Here is a 13,447-nt window from a genome sequence, read left to right on the forward strand (position 1 = left end):
GTTCCTCCACGGCAAGATCCGGGAGAAGGTCCACGACCCGGGCGTAGCCGAGCAGCTGCTGCCCAGGGGATACCCCCTGGGCGGCAAGCGGATCTGCGTGGACACCGGGTACTACGAGGCGTTCAACCGGGACAACGTTCACCTCATCGACATCAAGGACACCCCTATCGACGCCGTCACGCCGCGCGGACCGCTGGTCGACGGCGTCGAGTACCCAGTGGACGTCATCGTGTTCGCGACCGGTTTCGACGCGATGACCGGTGCCCTGTCGCGGATCGAGATCCGCGGACGCGGAGGAGCCGCTCTCAGCGAGAAGTGGGCCGCCGGGCCGACGTCCTACCTCGGGCTGGCGGTCTCCGGCTTCCCCAACCTGTTCCTCGTCACCGGGCCGGGAAGCCCCTCGGTGTTCGGCAACGTGATCGTGTCCATCGAACACGACGTCGACTGGATCACCGAGGCCGTCGCCCACCTTCGCGAGCGGGACCTGGCGCTGATGGAGGCGACGCAGGACGCCGAGGACGCCTGGGTCCAGCACGTCGGCCAGGTCGCCGACAGCACCCTGCTGGCGGACGTCGGTTCCTGGTACACCGGCGCCAACGTGCCGGGCAAGCCACGTGTGTTCATGGGCTATGCCGGCGGCGCCGGGGAGTTCCGTCGGCGCTGCGAGAAGGTCGCCCGGCAGGGCTACACCGGTTTCGCGCTCAGTGCGGAACCGCCGCGCAGCAGGCCGTTCGGCGACGGCGCGCCCGGCCCGAGTCGGCGGTTATCACCTTGAGTCGGCCAGGTTGGAACAGGACCGACTACGGCCCCTGGCTTGGCGCGATGAATGGGAGCGCATAACGCCTCGGATGGGTTCACAACTGGTTCTCCCCGCCGTCGACATAGAGGTTGGCGCCGAGGACGAAACTGCTCTGGTCCGATGCGAGGAAGGCCACCGCGGCGGCGACCTCTTCGGCGGTTCCCATCCGTCCGACCGGGACCTTCGCCGTGAACTCGGCTCGGACCGCCTCGAGTTCCTCCGCGAGCACCATTCCGGAGAGCGCGGGCGTGTCGATCGTGCCGGGCGAGACCGCGTTCACGCGGATGTTGCGGGCCTTGAGCTCGTTGGCCCAGGTCCGGGTGTAGGACCGCAGGGCCGCCTTCGAGGCGGCGTAGGTCCCGAACCCCTCGACCCCGTCGTCGGCGCGGACTGACGAGTTGATGATCACCGAGGCTCCCTCGTTGAGCAGCGGCAACGCCTTCTGGACGGTGAACAGGGTGCCCCGCAGGTTGGCGTCGATGATCCGGTCGACGTGCTCTTCGGCCGTCTCCGCCAAGGTCGCGAACCCGGCCGCCCCCGCGTTGGCGAACACCGCGTCCAGCCCCGTGCCCCGCGCTCGGACCGCGTCGTAGAGCCGGTCCAGGTCGGCCGGGTTCGAGATGTCGCCCGGCACCGCGGTGGCGGTACCGATCGTGTCGACCGCCGCCTTCAGCTCACTCTCGCGCCGGCCGGTGATGAAGACGTGCGCGCCTTCCGCTGCCAGCCGCTTCGCGGTCGCCAGCCCGATTCCGGCGCTGCCGCCCGTCACCACTGCAGTCTTGCCGTCGAACTGTCCCATCGTCATTGACTCCGCTTCTGAGGGGGTGGTCTGCGGCCACGCGGTTGTTATGTACCGGTCGGTACTGAATGAGAGCGTAGCACAATGTGTACCGATCGGTGCTGAATGGGTAGGATGGTTGCATGCGGGCTCAGCAGAAGGCGCAGCCAGGCCGGCCTCGAGGATTCGATGCGGACGTCGCGCTCGACCGCGCGATGCGCGTGTTCTGGGAGCACGGGTACGAGGGGACGAGCCTGAGCGACCTCACGGACGCGATGGGCATCACGCGGACGAGCATGTACGCGGCGTTCGGGAACAAGGAGGAGCTGTTCCTCAAAGCCCTTCAGCGCTACACCGACGGGCCCGCGTCATACGCCTTCCGAGCACTTCGAGAACCCACGGCTCATGCGGTCGCCGACGCATTCCTCGCAGGGGCGGTCGAGGCCACGACACACCCCGGAGACCCAGCGGGGTGCCTCGGGGTTCAGGCCGGCCTGGCCGTGGGGCCGGCATCACGCCGGACTCAGGAAAGGCTCGCGACATGGCGAAACGACGCCACCGCACTCCTGGCTGATCGATTCCGCCGCGCCGTCGGCGAGGGCGACCTCCCGCAGGACGTCGATCCCGAGCTCCTGGCCCGCTATCTCATGACAGTCGCGAACGGCATCGCGGTCCAGGCCGCCGGCGGCGTCGAGCGCGAAACTCTTCGGCACGTCGCGGATCATGCTTTGCAGACGTGGCCCGTGAGCACGTGACGCGCCGTGGACCGGCTCGGCACGCCCGCGCGAGACCCGCGTCGACGCCTCTGACCGCTGCTCTCAGCCGGTCAGTCCTGCCGGCCGGTCGGCGTCCGGCGAGTCGGCCGCCGCGCTGAACACCACCACCCGCAGATCCGCCGGGTTCACCGTCAGCACGTCCTGTCCAGCGTGAAGGGAGATCAGGGGCGTCGACGGTGAGTAGTCGGTCCGAACCGGGTTGCGGCCGGTCCGCCGCGACCCACGGACGGGCGATCTCACCGCCGACCTCGCGCAGGTCGCGGACGAGGTCGCGCAGTTCGGAGCCGGCAGGGTAGCGGCGGGCCGCGGTACACAGAACTCCGCCCGGACGGAGTCAGAACCGGCGCGCGGCCCAGACGGTTCTCTCGGTGCGTAGCGCGAGGTCGCTACGGCGCAGGATGCTGTGCGGGCTGTCGGTGTCGAGCAGCCGGTCGAGCGCGGTGAGATCCTCTTCCGCAAGCTCGGCTGCGGCGGCGCCGCGGATGCGCTGCAGCACGCCCAGGGCGTAGCGGCCGATCTCCGGGTTGCGGAACCCCTCGATCTCGACGGCGACGGTGAGCTCGTCCGCCACAGCGAATCCAGCGGCGTCGAGCTCGGGTCCCCAGTCGGCGCCGCGGTGGGGCACGTGCTCTGCGTGGAGGCGGTCGGCCGCGGCGTGGACGCGCTCTTCCAGACCGGGCCGGTCGGCAGGGGCGTTCTCGGGCAGGAAGCGGGGGTGGCCGGCCAGCTCGACGACGGCGAAGAGGCCGTCGGGCGCGAGCAGGCCGCGGACGGTGCGCAGGGCGTGATCGGGGTCGGCCATGTGGTGCATGGAGGCCGATGCCCACACGAGGTCGGGCGTCCCGAGGTCGGGCCAGGCGGTGTCGTCGAGGTCGGCCGGCACGGTGCGCACGTGCTCGCCCACGCCGCGGGCGCGCGCCTTCTCCCGCAGCCGCTGGAGATGTTCGGGCGAGGCGTCGACGGCGGTTACGTGCGCTTCGGGAAAGCGCTCGAGGAGTGCGAACGTGCCCGCGCCCGTACCGCAGGCCAGGTCCACGATCCGACGCGGGCGGCTCTCCAGCGGCAGCCACCGGGTGATGACGGTGGTGTGCTCGGCGAGGACCTCCGCGTCCAGGTCGAGGATCTCCGCCTGCCCGTTGCGGGCGTCGTGCTGCGGGTGGGCGTGTTCGTGGTGGGAGTGCTTTTGCGACATACCGCAACGGTAGGCGCGTCATGCGGATTCGGCACATACTATTGCGGATTGCGCAAGGAGATCGTTCGGTGTGCTGCCGGGCGCGCAAGGCGCACCCGTGCGTCGGCTGCATCGGCCGGTGGACGGCGCCGATGTGGCTAGGGGCCGGAGTCTTCCCTGCCGCTGTCGCCGTTCTCGCGCTGACCATCGGTCTCGCGATGTCCGCGGCGGGCGTCGCGGTCGAAGATGAACATCACCTCGCAGGGGCCGCCCTCGGCGCCGATGGCGTGCGGCAGCATCGTCGGGAACTCGGCGGCCTGGTCGGTCTCGATACGCAAGCGGCGTTGGCCCAGCAGCAGAACCGCGGTGCCGGACAGCACGACGAGCCATTCCCGGCCGGGGTGGGCGCGCATCTTGGAGGGATTGCCGGGTGGCGGCTCGGTGAGCCGCCGACGCATGACGCTCATGGCCGGGTCGCCCTTCATGGGCCAGCTCAGGCCGTGGGTGCCGTGGACCATGGGGTTGACGACGACCTCGTCGGCGGCGTTCTCGACGAGCTGATCGAGGGTGGTGTCCAGGGCGCGGGCCAGGGTCACGAGCTGGTCCAGCGCCAGGCGGCGCCGTCCGCTCTCGATGCGGCTCAGCGATGACTGGCTGAGGTGGGCCCGGGCGGCCAGTTCCTCCAGGGACAAGCCCTGCGCCACCCGCAGAGCGCGGATGCGCTTGCGTACGAGGCCGTCTAGCGCACCTTCTTCTTGCGTCATGGGCAACATGGTATGCCAGTTCGGCAGTTCGTGCGTAACGTCGAAGACAGTCGGCCGGGATCTCCGGCTGCGCACGACAGAAGGGGCGTGAGGAGATGTCCGTGCAGACGTCCGCGTACACGAGCGACGCACTGCCGGGTGCGACTGTGGACGCCGTGGTGATCGGCGGCGGCGCCGCGGGCTTGAACGGTGCGCTGATGCTCGCCCGCTCCCGCCGCTCCGTCGCCGTGATCGACAGCGGCACACCCCGCAACGCGCCGGCCGAGGCCATGCACGGCTTCATCGTGCTGGACGGTACGCCGCCCACCGAGATCCTGGAACGCGGCCGGGAGCAGGTGCGCCGGTACGGCGGCCGGGTCGTCTTCGCCGAGGTGGCCTCGGCGGAGCCTGCCGCCCCTTCGGCCGACGGGGATCTGCGGTTCACCGTCACCCTGGCCGACAACCGAGCGATCACGGCGCGCCGCTTGCTGGTGGCCACCGGCCTGCGAGACGTGCTGCCCGACGTGCCCGGGTTCGCGGAACACTGGGGGCGCAGCGTCGTGCACTGCCCGTACTGCCACGGATGGGAGGTACGCGACGAGCCCATCGGCGTCCTCGCCACCGGCCCTGCATCCGTCCACCACACCCTGCTGTTCCGCCAGTTGACCGAGGACCTCGTCTACTTCACCCGCGGCACCGCGCTCGACGAGAACACTCGCGCGCGCTTCGCCGCCCGGAACATCCGTGTCGTCGACACCCCCGTGAAAGGGGTCGAGAAGGCCGCCGACGGCGGTGTCGCGGGCGTGCGCCTGGCCGACGGCGCGTTCACGGCCCGCCGCGTCCTCGCGGTCGCCACCCGGATGCAGGCCCGCACCGAGGGCCTGGCCGGACTGGAGCTGCCCATGGAGGACCTGCCCGAGGACACGGGTCGCCGCTTCGCGTCCGGCATGGCCGGAACCACCGATGTCCCGGGGGTCTGGGTGGCCGGAAACGCCACCGACCTGTCCGCCCAGCTCGGCGCTTCCGCCGCGGCCGGTGCCCTGGCGGCATCCCACATCAACAGCGTGCTGGCCGCGGCCGATACCGACGCGGCCCTCGCCGCGACCCGGAGCGGCACCACCGCCGCCTGACGTCCGCGGCGCGCCTCGCCTCCTTCCACCCGTGTTCGGGCTTCCGGGCAGAGCCGATCGGCGTCGCCGGAGGCGGCGGCGTCCTGGGCATGCTCCGGTCCGCGCTTCTCGCCGATGTCGCGGACCGGAGCTGGCCGTCCGTGCTACCGATGGCCCTGGTCGGCATAGCCCTGGGCATGACGCCGACGTCGGCGACCTCCTGTTGAGGCGCACGCCGCCTCCGAGCGGTCGGCCGATCGAGCGGTCGTCATGGCTCGGCTGCGCCGCTCAGGGGCGGGACGGCGAAGGTTGGAGGCGCGTCGCGGTCACACAGCACCCGGCAGGTCGCCGGTGTGTTCGCGCACGCGGGGTGGTACGTCGTGCGTCGGGTGTGCGTGCAGGGCGGTGTCATGATCTGACGGCGGTGACGGCCTCGTCCCAGAGGTCCTCTAGGGGCACGGTGCCGTTGCGGTGTACCCATGCTTCGGTGGCGACGTCGAGGCAGGTCAGGGCGGTGGCGATGATCGCGGTGGCGTGGTGGGTGGCGCGCATTTCGTCGATGTCCGCCGCGGCGCGCAAGCGTCGGGTGAGTTCGGGGACGAGCATCTCCTGCCAGGCGAGGTGCTTCTCCAGGTGGCGTGCGCGCAGGGACGGCGCCTGGAACAGCATCCGGGCGATGCGCAGCTCTGTCTCCGTGCCGGCCCACGCTTCGTCGCGTAGCTCCAGAAGCGCGGAACGGATGGCGGTCCAGGGTTCTTCCCCGGGAGGGCGTTCGGAGAGTGCGGTACGGACGCGGTGCCCCCGGTCGATCAAATCGCCCAGGACGACGTCCTCCTTGGTGGCGAAGTAGCGGAAGAACGAACGTCGGGAGATCCCGGCGGCCTCGGCGATCTGATCGACGGTGATCTCCTCGAAGCCGTGTTCGAGGAAGAGGGCCATGCCGGTCTCGGCGATCTCCCGGTGTATCGCACGGCGTGTGCGTTCGCGCAGACCGGGCTTGGCTTCTCCACTGTTCACGGAGTTCACCCTATAAGACGAGTCACTTAGCGCCGAGTATGGCACTCGGTGTCATCTTGGCATACGGTGTTGTCATGGCTATCGACCATTCCTCCCAGACCACGCTCATCACCGGCGCCAGCTCCGGGATCGGGGCCGACCTGGCCCGCAGGCTCGCCGAACGCGGCACCGCCCTGGTGCTCGCCGCACGCCGCACCGAACGACTGGATGCTCTGGCTGCCGAACTGCGCACGGCGCACGGTGTCCGGGTCGAAACCGTGTCCGCGGACCTCGCTCGGCCCGGGGCGGGCCGGGACCTGGCCGCCGAGGTGGACCGCCGAGGCGTCCGCGTGACCAGCCTGATCAACAACGCGGGGATCGGTTCGGACGGAGCCTTCGCCGATCAGGACCCGGACGAACTCGAAGCGCTGCTCGCCCTCAACGTCACCGCCCTCGTGGACATCACCCGAGCCTTCATCGACCGACTGAGCCGGGCAGAGGGCGGATACCTGGTCAACATCGCGAGCGGGGCGGCCTATCAACCGATCCCGGGCATGGCCGTCTACGCGGCGAGCAAGGCGTTCGTGCTGAACTTCACCGAGGCGCTGTGGTGGGAAACGCGCGGGAGCGGACTGCGCACCATGGCGTTCTCGCCGGGGCTCACCCGCTCGGAGTTCTTCGACGAGATCGGCACGCAGGGGTACGGGAGCGGATTCCAGACCCCCGACGAGGTCGCACGGGCGTTGGTGCGTGCCCTCGACCGGGACAGGTCCGTGCCGAGCACGGCGGCACGAGCCAGTACCGCCTTCGCCGCAGGGCTGGTACGGCTCTTCAGCCGTAAGGCCACTGTTCTGCTCACGGCGCGCGGGGCGGGGTCGGCCGGTCTGATGAGTAAGCGGCGCCCTGTCGCACCGTGAGCGGGGTATGCGTTCCAGGCGCATACCGTCCGTCGGGACGGGTGAACACGACCGCGGTCACGGGTGCGGTGCAGGAGGCGCAGGAGCGCTCGATCATCGCCCGGGCCGACCGGGGCTTGGTCGCAGACCTGCGGTCTTCGCACGGCGGGGGATCGAGGAGAGGACCTCGGCGCAGAGCGCGTCGAGGTCCTCGCGCAGCTCGTCGACGGCGGCCGGATCCACGACTGCGATCGTTCCGGATCGGCACGCGGAATTCCGGCACGTGACGAAGTGCTGCTAGATGATCTGCTCGGTCGGAAGGATGGTGATCTCCGTGAGGTTGACGTGCTTGGGGACCGCACTCATGAAGGCGACCGTCTCTGCTATGTCTTCGGACTGGAGGACGTCGATCTGGGCGATCAAGTCGGCCATCAGTTCGGTCGCCGCCGGGTCGGTGACGTGGTCCGGGAGCTCGGTGTTCACCATGCCCGGTTCGATCGTCGCCACGCGGATCTTCTTGCGGCCCAGTTCGGTGCGGAGCAGTCTGGCCAGCTGGGTGACATAGGCCTTGCTCGCCGAGTAGACCTGGAAGCCCTCCAGGATCCGGACGGCGGCGATCGAGGACGTAGTGATGAGGTCGGCCCTCCGGTCGGCGGCCGCGGCCGCTTCCAGCGACGGCACGAAGGCCTGGATGGTGTTCATGACGCCGTTGATGTTGAGGTCGATCTGGGCGTCCCAGTCCGCTGTCGCCAGATCGGTGATCCCGGAGATCAGCTGTACGCCGGCGTTCGCGAAGACCAGGTCGACCCGGCCGAGCTCGTCGGTGATCCGGTCGGCGGTCTCCAGGACGGCGGCGCGGTCGGTGACATCGGTCGGCAGGGACAATGCGGTACCGCCGTCGGCGCGGATGCGGTCCTCGACCTTGTCGAGCCGGTCGCCGCGGCGGGCCACCAGCGCGACCTTCGCCCCGAGTTCCGCGAAGCGTGCGGCGGTCGCTTCGCCGATGCCGCTCGACGCACCGGTTACGACGGCGACGCGTCCGGCGAGCGGCGTTCCGGAGACGACACGGACGGGGGACTGGTTGCTCTGCGTTGTGGTCATACCGAAGAGCCTGCATGCGGTGCGGGCGATTCGGGGGGTAGCGATACGGCCCCCCGCCGACCCGGTCAGGAAGCCTGTTGGCAACTAGAATCTCCGCATGTCGCGCACCGATTTGGGCGAGTTCCTCATGACACGGCGTGCCAAGGTCGCGCCGGAAACCCTGGGAATGCCCGCGGTGGGCGATCGCCGTGTCCCCGGTCTGCGCCGCGACGAGGTCGCCGCCGATATGGGAGTCAGCGTCGACTACTACCGCCGTCTGGAACAGGGCAAGGAAGCGCACCCTTCCGAGGCGGTCCTCGCCGGGATCTCTGCGACACTGCGGCTGACCGCGGCCGAAGAGCAGCACCTCTATGCCCTGGCGGGTGTCGCGCGGCGGCTGGGCGAAACCGCGACGACCCGGCCGGTGCCCCCCGAACTGCTGAACCTGATGGACTCGTGGCACGAGGCCGGGGCGATCGTGCTGGATCCGGTACTCGACGTCCTCGCGATGAACGCCGCCGCGCAGGAGCTGCTATCCGGCTTCTGCGAGACCGCGAACCTGCTGGAGATGGTCCTGCTGGACCCCGAGGGGCGCCGCTTCTTCGTGGACTGGGCGGCGTCCGCTGAGGCGACCGTGGCCAATCTCCGCGCCAGCGCCGATTTCGCCGTGGCCCCCGCCCGGCTCCGTGAACTGCTCACCCTGCTGGAAGCGGAGAGTCCGGAGTTCCCGGCGCTGTGGGCGCGCCACGACGTGCGGCCCAAAACCCACGAGACGAAGCGGCTCAGCCACCCCACCCGGGGGCTGATAAGCGTCGATTTCCACGCATTCAACGTCGCGAGCGTGCCCGGGTATCAGCTGCTGGTCTACCGGGAGCGCCCCGGCAGCACCTGAACACCGCCCGCTCCACGGCTGGCTTTCGCCGGCTGTGCGCAGCCGACGATGAGCACTCCGTTCCCACGGACGAGGCTGAGCCCGCTGCCAGCCGGCGCCCACCGGTCGGTCCGAGGTCGAGCACACTCCCGAGTCCGAATCGGGTAGCCGCCCACGGCTACACGTGGTCGAGGCAGCGGAGCCCGGGGCGACCATCGCCACGGAGACCGCGAGCCCGTCGGATGCGGTTCCGCGGGTTCGGGTCGAGGCCTGCCACCGGGTCCTGGCCAACTGCCGCGAGGACGGTTCCCTGCCCACGGATTGCGAGATCGCGGCCCGCTTCGGCCACAAGGACCGCTGGGGACGGCCGATCAAGCAGTGGGGACAGCAAGGCCGCGTCGACAAGGCGGTGGTGTGCGTACCGAAGCCCGGATCCCGGTTTCACTAGCGGCGGATACCCCACGAGTCGGGCGTTCCACTGGAGCCTTCGATCAGATACGCTATTCCAATGAATAGTGGAACAGATGGTCGGGAAGCGGGGCGCGCCGAGTTGTGGGGCGAGTTCGCCCGGGTCGGCAAGGCGCTGGGCAGCGGCACCCGCCTGCAGATGCTCGACCTGCTGGCCCAAGGCCAGCGCTCGGTGGAGTCGCTGGCCCAGACCCTGGGGTTGGGCGTCTCGACCGCCTCGGCGCACCTGCAGACCCTCAAACGCGCGCAGCTGGTGCGCACCCACCGCGTGAAGAACCACGTCTTCTACACACTGGCGGGCGACGACGTCGCCGCCCTGCTCTCGCTGGTGCAGCGGGTCGCCGGCACCCATCTGGCCGAGGTCGAACGGGCCTGGCACCACTTCACCGGACCCGGCCAAGGCGAAATCGAGGAGGTCGACCGCGCCGAGTTGCTGGCCCGCCTCGATCAAGGCAGCGCCCTGGTGCTGGACGTGCGGCCCGAGGCCGAGTTCGCCGCGGGCCACCTGCCCGGGGCGGTGTCGATCCCCGTCGACGAGCTGACCCGGCGCCTGGACGAGGTGCCCGAGGACACCGACATCGTGGCCTACTGCCGCGGCGACTACTGCGTCATGGCGGTGGACGCGGTGCGCGTCCTGCGCTCCCACGGCCGCCGCGCCTACCGGCTGAACGAAGGACTGCTGGAATGGCGCGCCTCCGGGCGCCCCGTCCACACCGGCTCCGCATAACCCCAGGGCACTCGACGCAGATCCGCCCCCATGGAAGGGACGCCGCACATGGCCGCCACCACCTCTCATGCCCGCGGCGCGGGCGCCGTTCCCGACGCGCTGCAGCGCCGCACGCTGATCACCGTGGCCGCCGCCCAGGTCCTGGGCGGCGCCGGGCTGGCCGCCGGAGTCACGGTCGGCGCGCTGCTGGCCCAGGAGATGCTGGAGACCAGCAGCCTGGCCGGGCTGCCCGCCGCCCTGTTCACCCTGGGCTCGGCCGGCGCCGCGTTCCTGGTGGGCCGGATCTCCCACCGCCGGGGGCGGCGCACGGGTCTCGTCGCGGGCTATGCCGCAGGCGCCGCGGGCGGTGCGGGGGTGGTGGCCGCGGCCGCACTCGACAGCATCGGGCTGTTCTTCGCCGCGCTGCTGGTCTACGGCGCGGGTACGGCCACCAACCTGCAGGCCCGCTACGCCGCAGCCGACCTCGCCGAGCCCCGCCGGCGGGGGCGCGCGATCAGCACCGTCCTGGTCGCCACCACTCTGGGCGCGGTGGCCGGACCCAACCTCACCGAGGCCACCCAGCCCCTTGGACGTGTCGTCGGGGCGCCCGCCCTAGCCGGTCCGTTCGTCCTGGCCGCGGCCGCCTACGGCCTGGCAGCCCTGGTCCTGTGGGTGTTCCTGCGCCCCGACCCGCTGCTGCACGCCCGGAACGTCGCTCTTACGCCGGCGGCCGCGGGAGTGCCCGCGGGTGAGGAGGCGTCCGGAACTCCGGCTCCCGCGCGGGGGCGCTTCAACCCGGGTATCGCGCTGGGCGGGGCCGCGATGGTGCTCACCCAGATCGTGATGCTGGCCATCATGACCATGACCCCGATCCACATGCAGGCCCACGGCCACGGCCTGGGTGCCACCGGGCTGGTCATCGCCGTGCACATCGCCTTCATGTACCTGCCCTCGCCCCTCACCGGCGTCCTGGTGGACCGCATCGGCCGCAAACCCGTGCTGGTCGCCTCGGGTGCGACGCTGCTCGCCGCCGGCCTGGTAGCCGCGACGGCCCCGGTCGAGTCGGTGGCCGTGCTCGCGACCGCGCTGGCACTGCTGGGGCTGGGCTGGAACTTCGGCCTTCTCGCCGGTACCGCGATGGTCACCGACGCCGCCGCCTTGGCGACCCGGGCCCGTACCCAGGGCGGGGTGGACGTGGGCGTGGCCCTGGCCGGTGCCGGCGGCGGAATGCTCAGCGGTGTGGTGGTCGCCGCCGCGGGATTCCCCGCCCTGGCCGTGGGCGGGGGCGTGCTCGCGCTGGCGATCGTGCCCTTCGCCGCCCGGCCCGCCCGCCGCCCGGCAGGTTGACACGGTCCCGCACCCGCCCTCCACCCGCCACCCGTCGAGAGGAGTTTCGCCGTGCCCACCGAACCGGACTCGTCTGGCAGAGCAGCAGCGCACGCATTGGCAGCACACCTATACCGACCATCCGCGCATGTACGGCCGCGCTCCCTCGGCCCCGGCCGTGCACGCCGCCGCGGTCTTCGCCGACGCGGGGGCAGGTGATGTGCTGGAGCTGGGTGCGGGACACGGGCGCGACGCCCTGCACTTCGCCCGCGCGGGCTTTCGCGTCACCGCCACCGACGTCAGCCAGAGCGGCCTGGCCCAGCTCCGACACGACGCCGAGGCCGAACGGCTCACCGGTCGGCCGGCGACCGTGGCCCACGACGCCCGCGACCCGCTGCCGCTGGCCGCGGGCAGTGTGGACGGGGTGTTCGCGCACATGCTGCTGTGCATGGCACTGTCCACCGCCGAGATCACCGCCCTGGTGAGCGAGGTCGCGCGCGTGCTGCGCCCGGGCGGCACCTTCGTCTACACCGCCCGCCACACCGGCGACGCCCACTACGGCGCCGGGACCGCCCACGGCGACGACATCTTCGAACACGGCGGATTCGCCGTGCACTTCTTCTCCCGGCGATTGGTCGAGCGCCTCGCCCAAGGGTGGGACCTCATCGAGGTCCATCCCTTCGAGGAGGGCGACCTGCCGCGCCGCCTCTGGCGCATCACCCAGCGGCGCCGCCGGTGAGCGGCCCCGCGCCGATGCGGGGCGCCGATGCGGTCGTCGGCATCCGGACGCCGTTGGCGCCGTCGGAGACCGGGATGGCGGATCCGGTCTCGAACCTGGACCAGTCGCCGAGGTCGACGGCTGCGGCGTCCCGAACGGTGAATTCGGTAGCTTACCTTTTAAAGCACAAACCCACGAAACGAGGCACATTGTGAGTGGAACCATCGCGGCGGAGCCGTGGGACAGCGGGGACGGCGTCCGGCTGCGCCGCGATATGCAGGTCGAACTGGCCGCCCGCTACAACATGCCCGACCAGGAGACCGAGCCGCCGACCGCCGAAACGGTGAGCGTGTTCCTCATTGCCCGCGATCCGGGTGGCGACGCGACCGGTTGCGGCGCCCTCCGCCTGCTGGACGACGGCACTGCCGAGATCAAACGGATGTACGTGACCCCGCAGGCACGCGGCACCGGCGTGGCGATCCGCATTCTGCGCGCGCTCGAGGACCACGCCCGGTTGCACGGGATCAGCTCACTGGTCTTGTCGACGGGCGTGAAGCAGCCCGACGCGATCCGGTTCTACGAGCGTGAGGGCTATCAACGGTTCGACGGCTACGGGCCCTACGTCGGCGAACCGCTGGCCAAGTGCTTCACCCTTCAGCTCAGCTGAATAGGGGCTGATCGGGGCAGGTGGGCGAAGGGCTGCGCCCCCGGGCTACGCGCAAGCGTCGACTGTGTGGCGACGATCTCGGGCCACCGGCCGCATGGCCTTCGTGACATCCCCGGCGCCGCGACTGCGGAGCCCGGAACGGCCGAATCGAACGAGCTGTTGCGCCGGCCCGGGTGCTTCGCGTTGCCGCCCGGTGGCACCGATCCGGCGAAAACGTGAAAACCGCCCGGGGAAAGGGCTCTTCTTCCCAGATTCGTAGGTATCGAGCGAGAACGGACACCACGGAAGAAGAGCCCGGTGGAACCGTATTGGGAAGCCGCCAGGCGGTCGCCGTCGAAGAATG

General features: G+C 70.7%; 16 protein-coding genes. 10 read left to right on the top strand and 6 right to left on the bottom strand.

The genetic code is table 11. The annotated features are described in order from the left end of the window. Positions 1–775, top strand: a 775-nt coding sequence (locus LP52_RS27760; protein ID WP_394298201.1) for a flavin-containing monooxygenase, incomplete at its 5' end; no start/stop codon positions are given. A 79-nt stretch (positions 776–854) separates the two neighbouring features. Here the strand turns inward: LP52_RS27760 and LP52_RS12840 are convergent. Continuing rightward, a complete protein-coding gene (locus tag LP52_RS12840) occupies positions 855–1,604 on the bottom strand; it encodes an SDR family NAD(P)-dependent oxidoreductase (RefSeq protein WP_238580896.1) in 750 nt (249 codons plus the stop codon). Positions 1,605–1,720: 116 nt separating this feature from the next. On the opposite strand from LP52_RS12840, the gene LP52_RS12845 reads away from it, so the two are divergent. Continuing rightward, a complete protein-coding gene (locus LP52_RS12845) occupies positions 1,721–2,332 on the top strand; it encodes a TetR/AcrR family transcriptional regulator (protein WP_040273611.1) in 612 nt (203 codons plus the stop codon). A gap of 355 nt (positions 2,333–2,687) precedes the next feature. Here LP52_RS12845 and LP52_RS12850 read toward each other — a convergent pair whose 3' ends face one another. Both LP52_RS12850 and LP52_RS12855 read right to left on the bottom strand, forming a co-directional pair. Beyond that, positions 2,688–3,545: a class I SAM-dependent methyltransferase gene (locus LP52_RS12850; RefSeq protein WP_040273613.1), complete on the bottom strand. Its 858-nt coding sequence runs from the start codon at positions 3,543–3,545 to the stop codon at positions 2,688–2,690. Between the two features lie 137 nt (positions 3,546–3,682). Continuing rightward, positions 3,683–4,288 (bottom strand): helix-turn-helix transcriptional regulator, encoded by a 606-nt coding sequence (locus tag LP52_RS12855; protein WP_040273615.1) that lies wholly within the window; start codon positions 4,286–4,288, stop codon positions 3,683–3,685. Positions 4,289–4,389: 101 nt separating this feature from the next. Here LP52_RS12855 and LP52_RS12860 point away from each other — a divergent pair, with 101 nt between their 5' ends. Beyond that, entirely contained in the window at positions 4,390–5,397 is a 1,008-nt protein-coding gene (locus tag LP52_RS12860) for an NAD(P)/FAD-dependent oxidoreductase (RefSeq protein ID WP_238580897.1), read from the top strand. A 387-nt stretch (positions 5,398–5,784) separates the two neighbouring features. Here the strand turns inward: LP52_RS12860 and LP52_RS12865 are convergent, their stop codons facing one another. After that, positions 5,785–6,393 carry a TetR/AcrR family transcriptional regulator gene (locus LP52_RS12865; protein ID WP_040273617.1) on the bottom strand — a complete coding sequence of 203 codons (609 nt, stop codon included), beginning with the start codon at positions 6,391–6,393 and terminating at the stop codon, positions 5,785–5,787. Positions 6,394–6,467: 74 nt separating this feature from the next. Here LP52_RS12865 and LP52_RS12870 point away from each other — a divergent pair, with 74 nt between their 5' ends. Continuing rightward, on the top strand, positions 6,468–7,289 hold the full coding sequence (locus tag LP52_RS12870; protein ID WP_040273619.1) for an SDR family NAD(P)-dependent oxidoreductase: 822 nt from the start codon (positions 6,468–6,470) through the stop codon (positions 7,287–7,289). Between the two features lie 93 nt (positions 7,290–7,382). Here the strand turns inward: LP52_RS12870 and LP52_RS28760 are convergent, their stop codons facing one another. Further along, positions 7,383–7,511 (bottom strand): hypothetical protein, encoded by a 129-nt coding sequence (locus LP52_RS28760; RefSeq protein WP_274518811.1) that lies wholly within the window; start codon positions 7,509–7,511, stop codon positions 7,383–7,385. A gap of 54 nt (positions 7,512–7,565) precedes the next feature. Beyond that, complete coding sequence (locus LP52_RS12875) at positions 7,566–8,369, bottom strand: SDR family oxidoreductase (protein ID WP_040273620.1); 804 nt, start codon at positions 8,367–8,369, stop codon at positions 7,566–7,568. 97 nt (positions 8,370–8,466) lie between these two features. Here LP52_RS12875 and LP52_RS12880 point away from each other — a divergent pair, with 97 nt between their 5' ends. From LP52_RS12880 to LP52_RS12905, 6 genes are all read left to right on the top strand, one after another. Beyond that, positions 8,467–9,240 carry a helix-turn-helix domain-containing protein gene (locus tag LP52_RS12880; RefSeq protein ID WP_040273622.1) on the top strand — a complete coding sequence of 258 codons (774 nt, stop codon included), beginning with the start codon at positions 8,467–8,469 and terminating at the stop codon, positions 9,238–9,240. 163 nt (positions 9,241–9,403) lie between these two features. Next, a complete protein-coding gene (locus LP52_RS12885; RefSeq protein ID WP_052809789.1) occupies positions 9,404–9,667 on the top strand; it encodes a hypothetical protein in 264 nt (87 codons plus the stop codon). A 60-nt stretch (positions 9,668–9,727) separates the two neighbouring features. Continuing rightward, positions 9,728–10,414 carry an ArsR/SmtB family transcription factor gene (locus LP52_RS12890; protein WP_040273623.1) on the top strand — a complete coding sequence of 229 codons (687 nt, stop codon included), beginning with the start codon at positions 9,728–9,730 and terminating at the stop codon, positions 10,412–10,414. A gap of 48 nt (positions 10,415–10,462) precedes the next feature. Beyond that, the gene (locus LP52_RS12895) at positions 10,463–11,740 is read left to right on the top strand and encodes an MFS transporter (protein ID WP_157036315.1); all 1,278 of its coding nucleotides are present in this window, start codon (positions 10,463–10,465) and stop codon (positions 11,738–11,740) included. 127 nt (positions 11,741–11,867) lie between these two features. After that, positions 11,868–12,458: a class I SAM-dependent methyltransferase gene (locus LP52_RS12900; protein ID WP_084723156.1), complete on the top strand. Its 591-nt coding sequence runs from the start codon at positions 11,868–11,870 to the stop codon at positions 12,456–12,458. A 190-nt stretch (positions 12,459–12,648) separates the two neighbouring features. Beyond that, on the top strand, positions 12,649–13,104 hold the full coding sequence (locus LP52_RS12905) for a GNAT family N-acetyltransferase (protein ID WP_052809790.1): 456 nt from the start codon (positions 12,649–12,651) through the stop codon (positions 13,102–13,104). The last annotated feature ends 343 nt before the right edge of the window (positions 13,105–13,447 follow it).

It is taken from the genome of Streptomonospora alba (assembly GCF_000826685.1).
In the GTDB taxonomy this organism is placed as follows: domain Bacteria; phylum Actinomycetota; class Actinomycetes; order Streptosporangiales; family Streptosporangiaceae; genus Streptomonospora; species Streptomonospora alba.

Coding starts and splice junctions, on each gene's coding strand:
- LP52_RS12840 (WP_238580896.1), bottom strand. CDS start 1,604: ATGACGATGGGACAGTTCGACGGCAAGACTGCAGTGGTGACGGGCGGC.
- LP52_RS12845 (WP_040273611.1), top strand. CDS start 1,721: ATGCGGGCTCAGCAGAAGGCGCAGCCAGGCCGGCCTCGAGGATTCGAT.
- LP52_RS12850 (WP_040273613.1), bottom strand. CDS start 3,545: ATGTCGCAAAAGCACTCCCACCACGAACACGCCCACCCGCAGCACGAC.
- LP52_RS12855 (WP_040273615.1), bottom strand. CDS start 4,288: ATGACGCAAGAAGAAGGTGCGCTAGACGGCCTCGTACGCAAGCGCATC.
- LP52_RS12870 (WP_040273619.1), top strand. CDS start 6,468: ATGGCTATCGACCATTCCTCCCAGACCACGCTCATCACCGGCGCCAGC.
- LP52_RS12875 (WP_040273620.1), bottom strand. CDS start 8,369: ATGACCACAACGCAGAGCAACCAGTCCCCCGTCCGTGTCGTCTCCGGA.
- LP52_RS12880 (WP_040273622.1), top strand. CDS start 8,467: ATGTCGCGCACCGATTTGGGCGAGTTCCTCATGACACGGCGTGCCAAG.
- LP52_RS12890 (WP_040273623.1), top strand. CDS start 9,728: ATGAATAGTGGAACAGATGGTCGGGAAGCGGGGCGCGCCGAGTTGTGG.
- LP52_RS12895 (WP_157036315.1), top strand. CDS start 10,463: ATGGCCGCCACCACCTCTCATGCCCGCGGCGCGGGCGCCGTTCCCGAC.
- LP52_RS12900 (WP_084723156.1), top strand. CDS start 11,868: ATGTACGGCCGCGCTCCCTCGGCCCCGGCCGTGCACGCCGCCGCGGTC.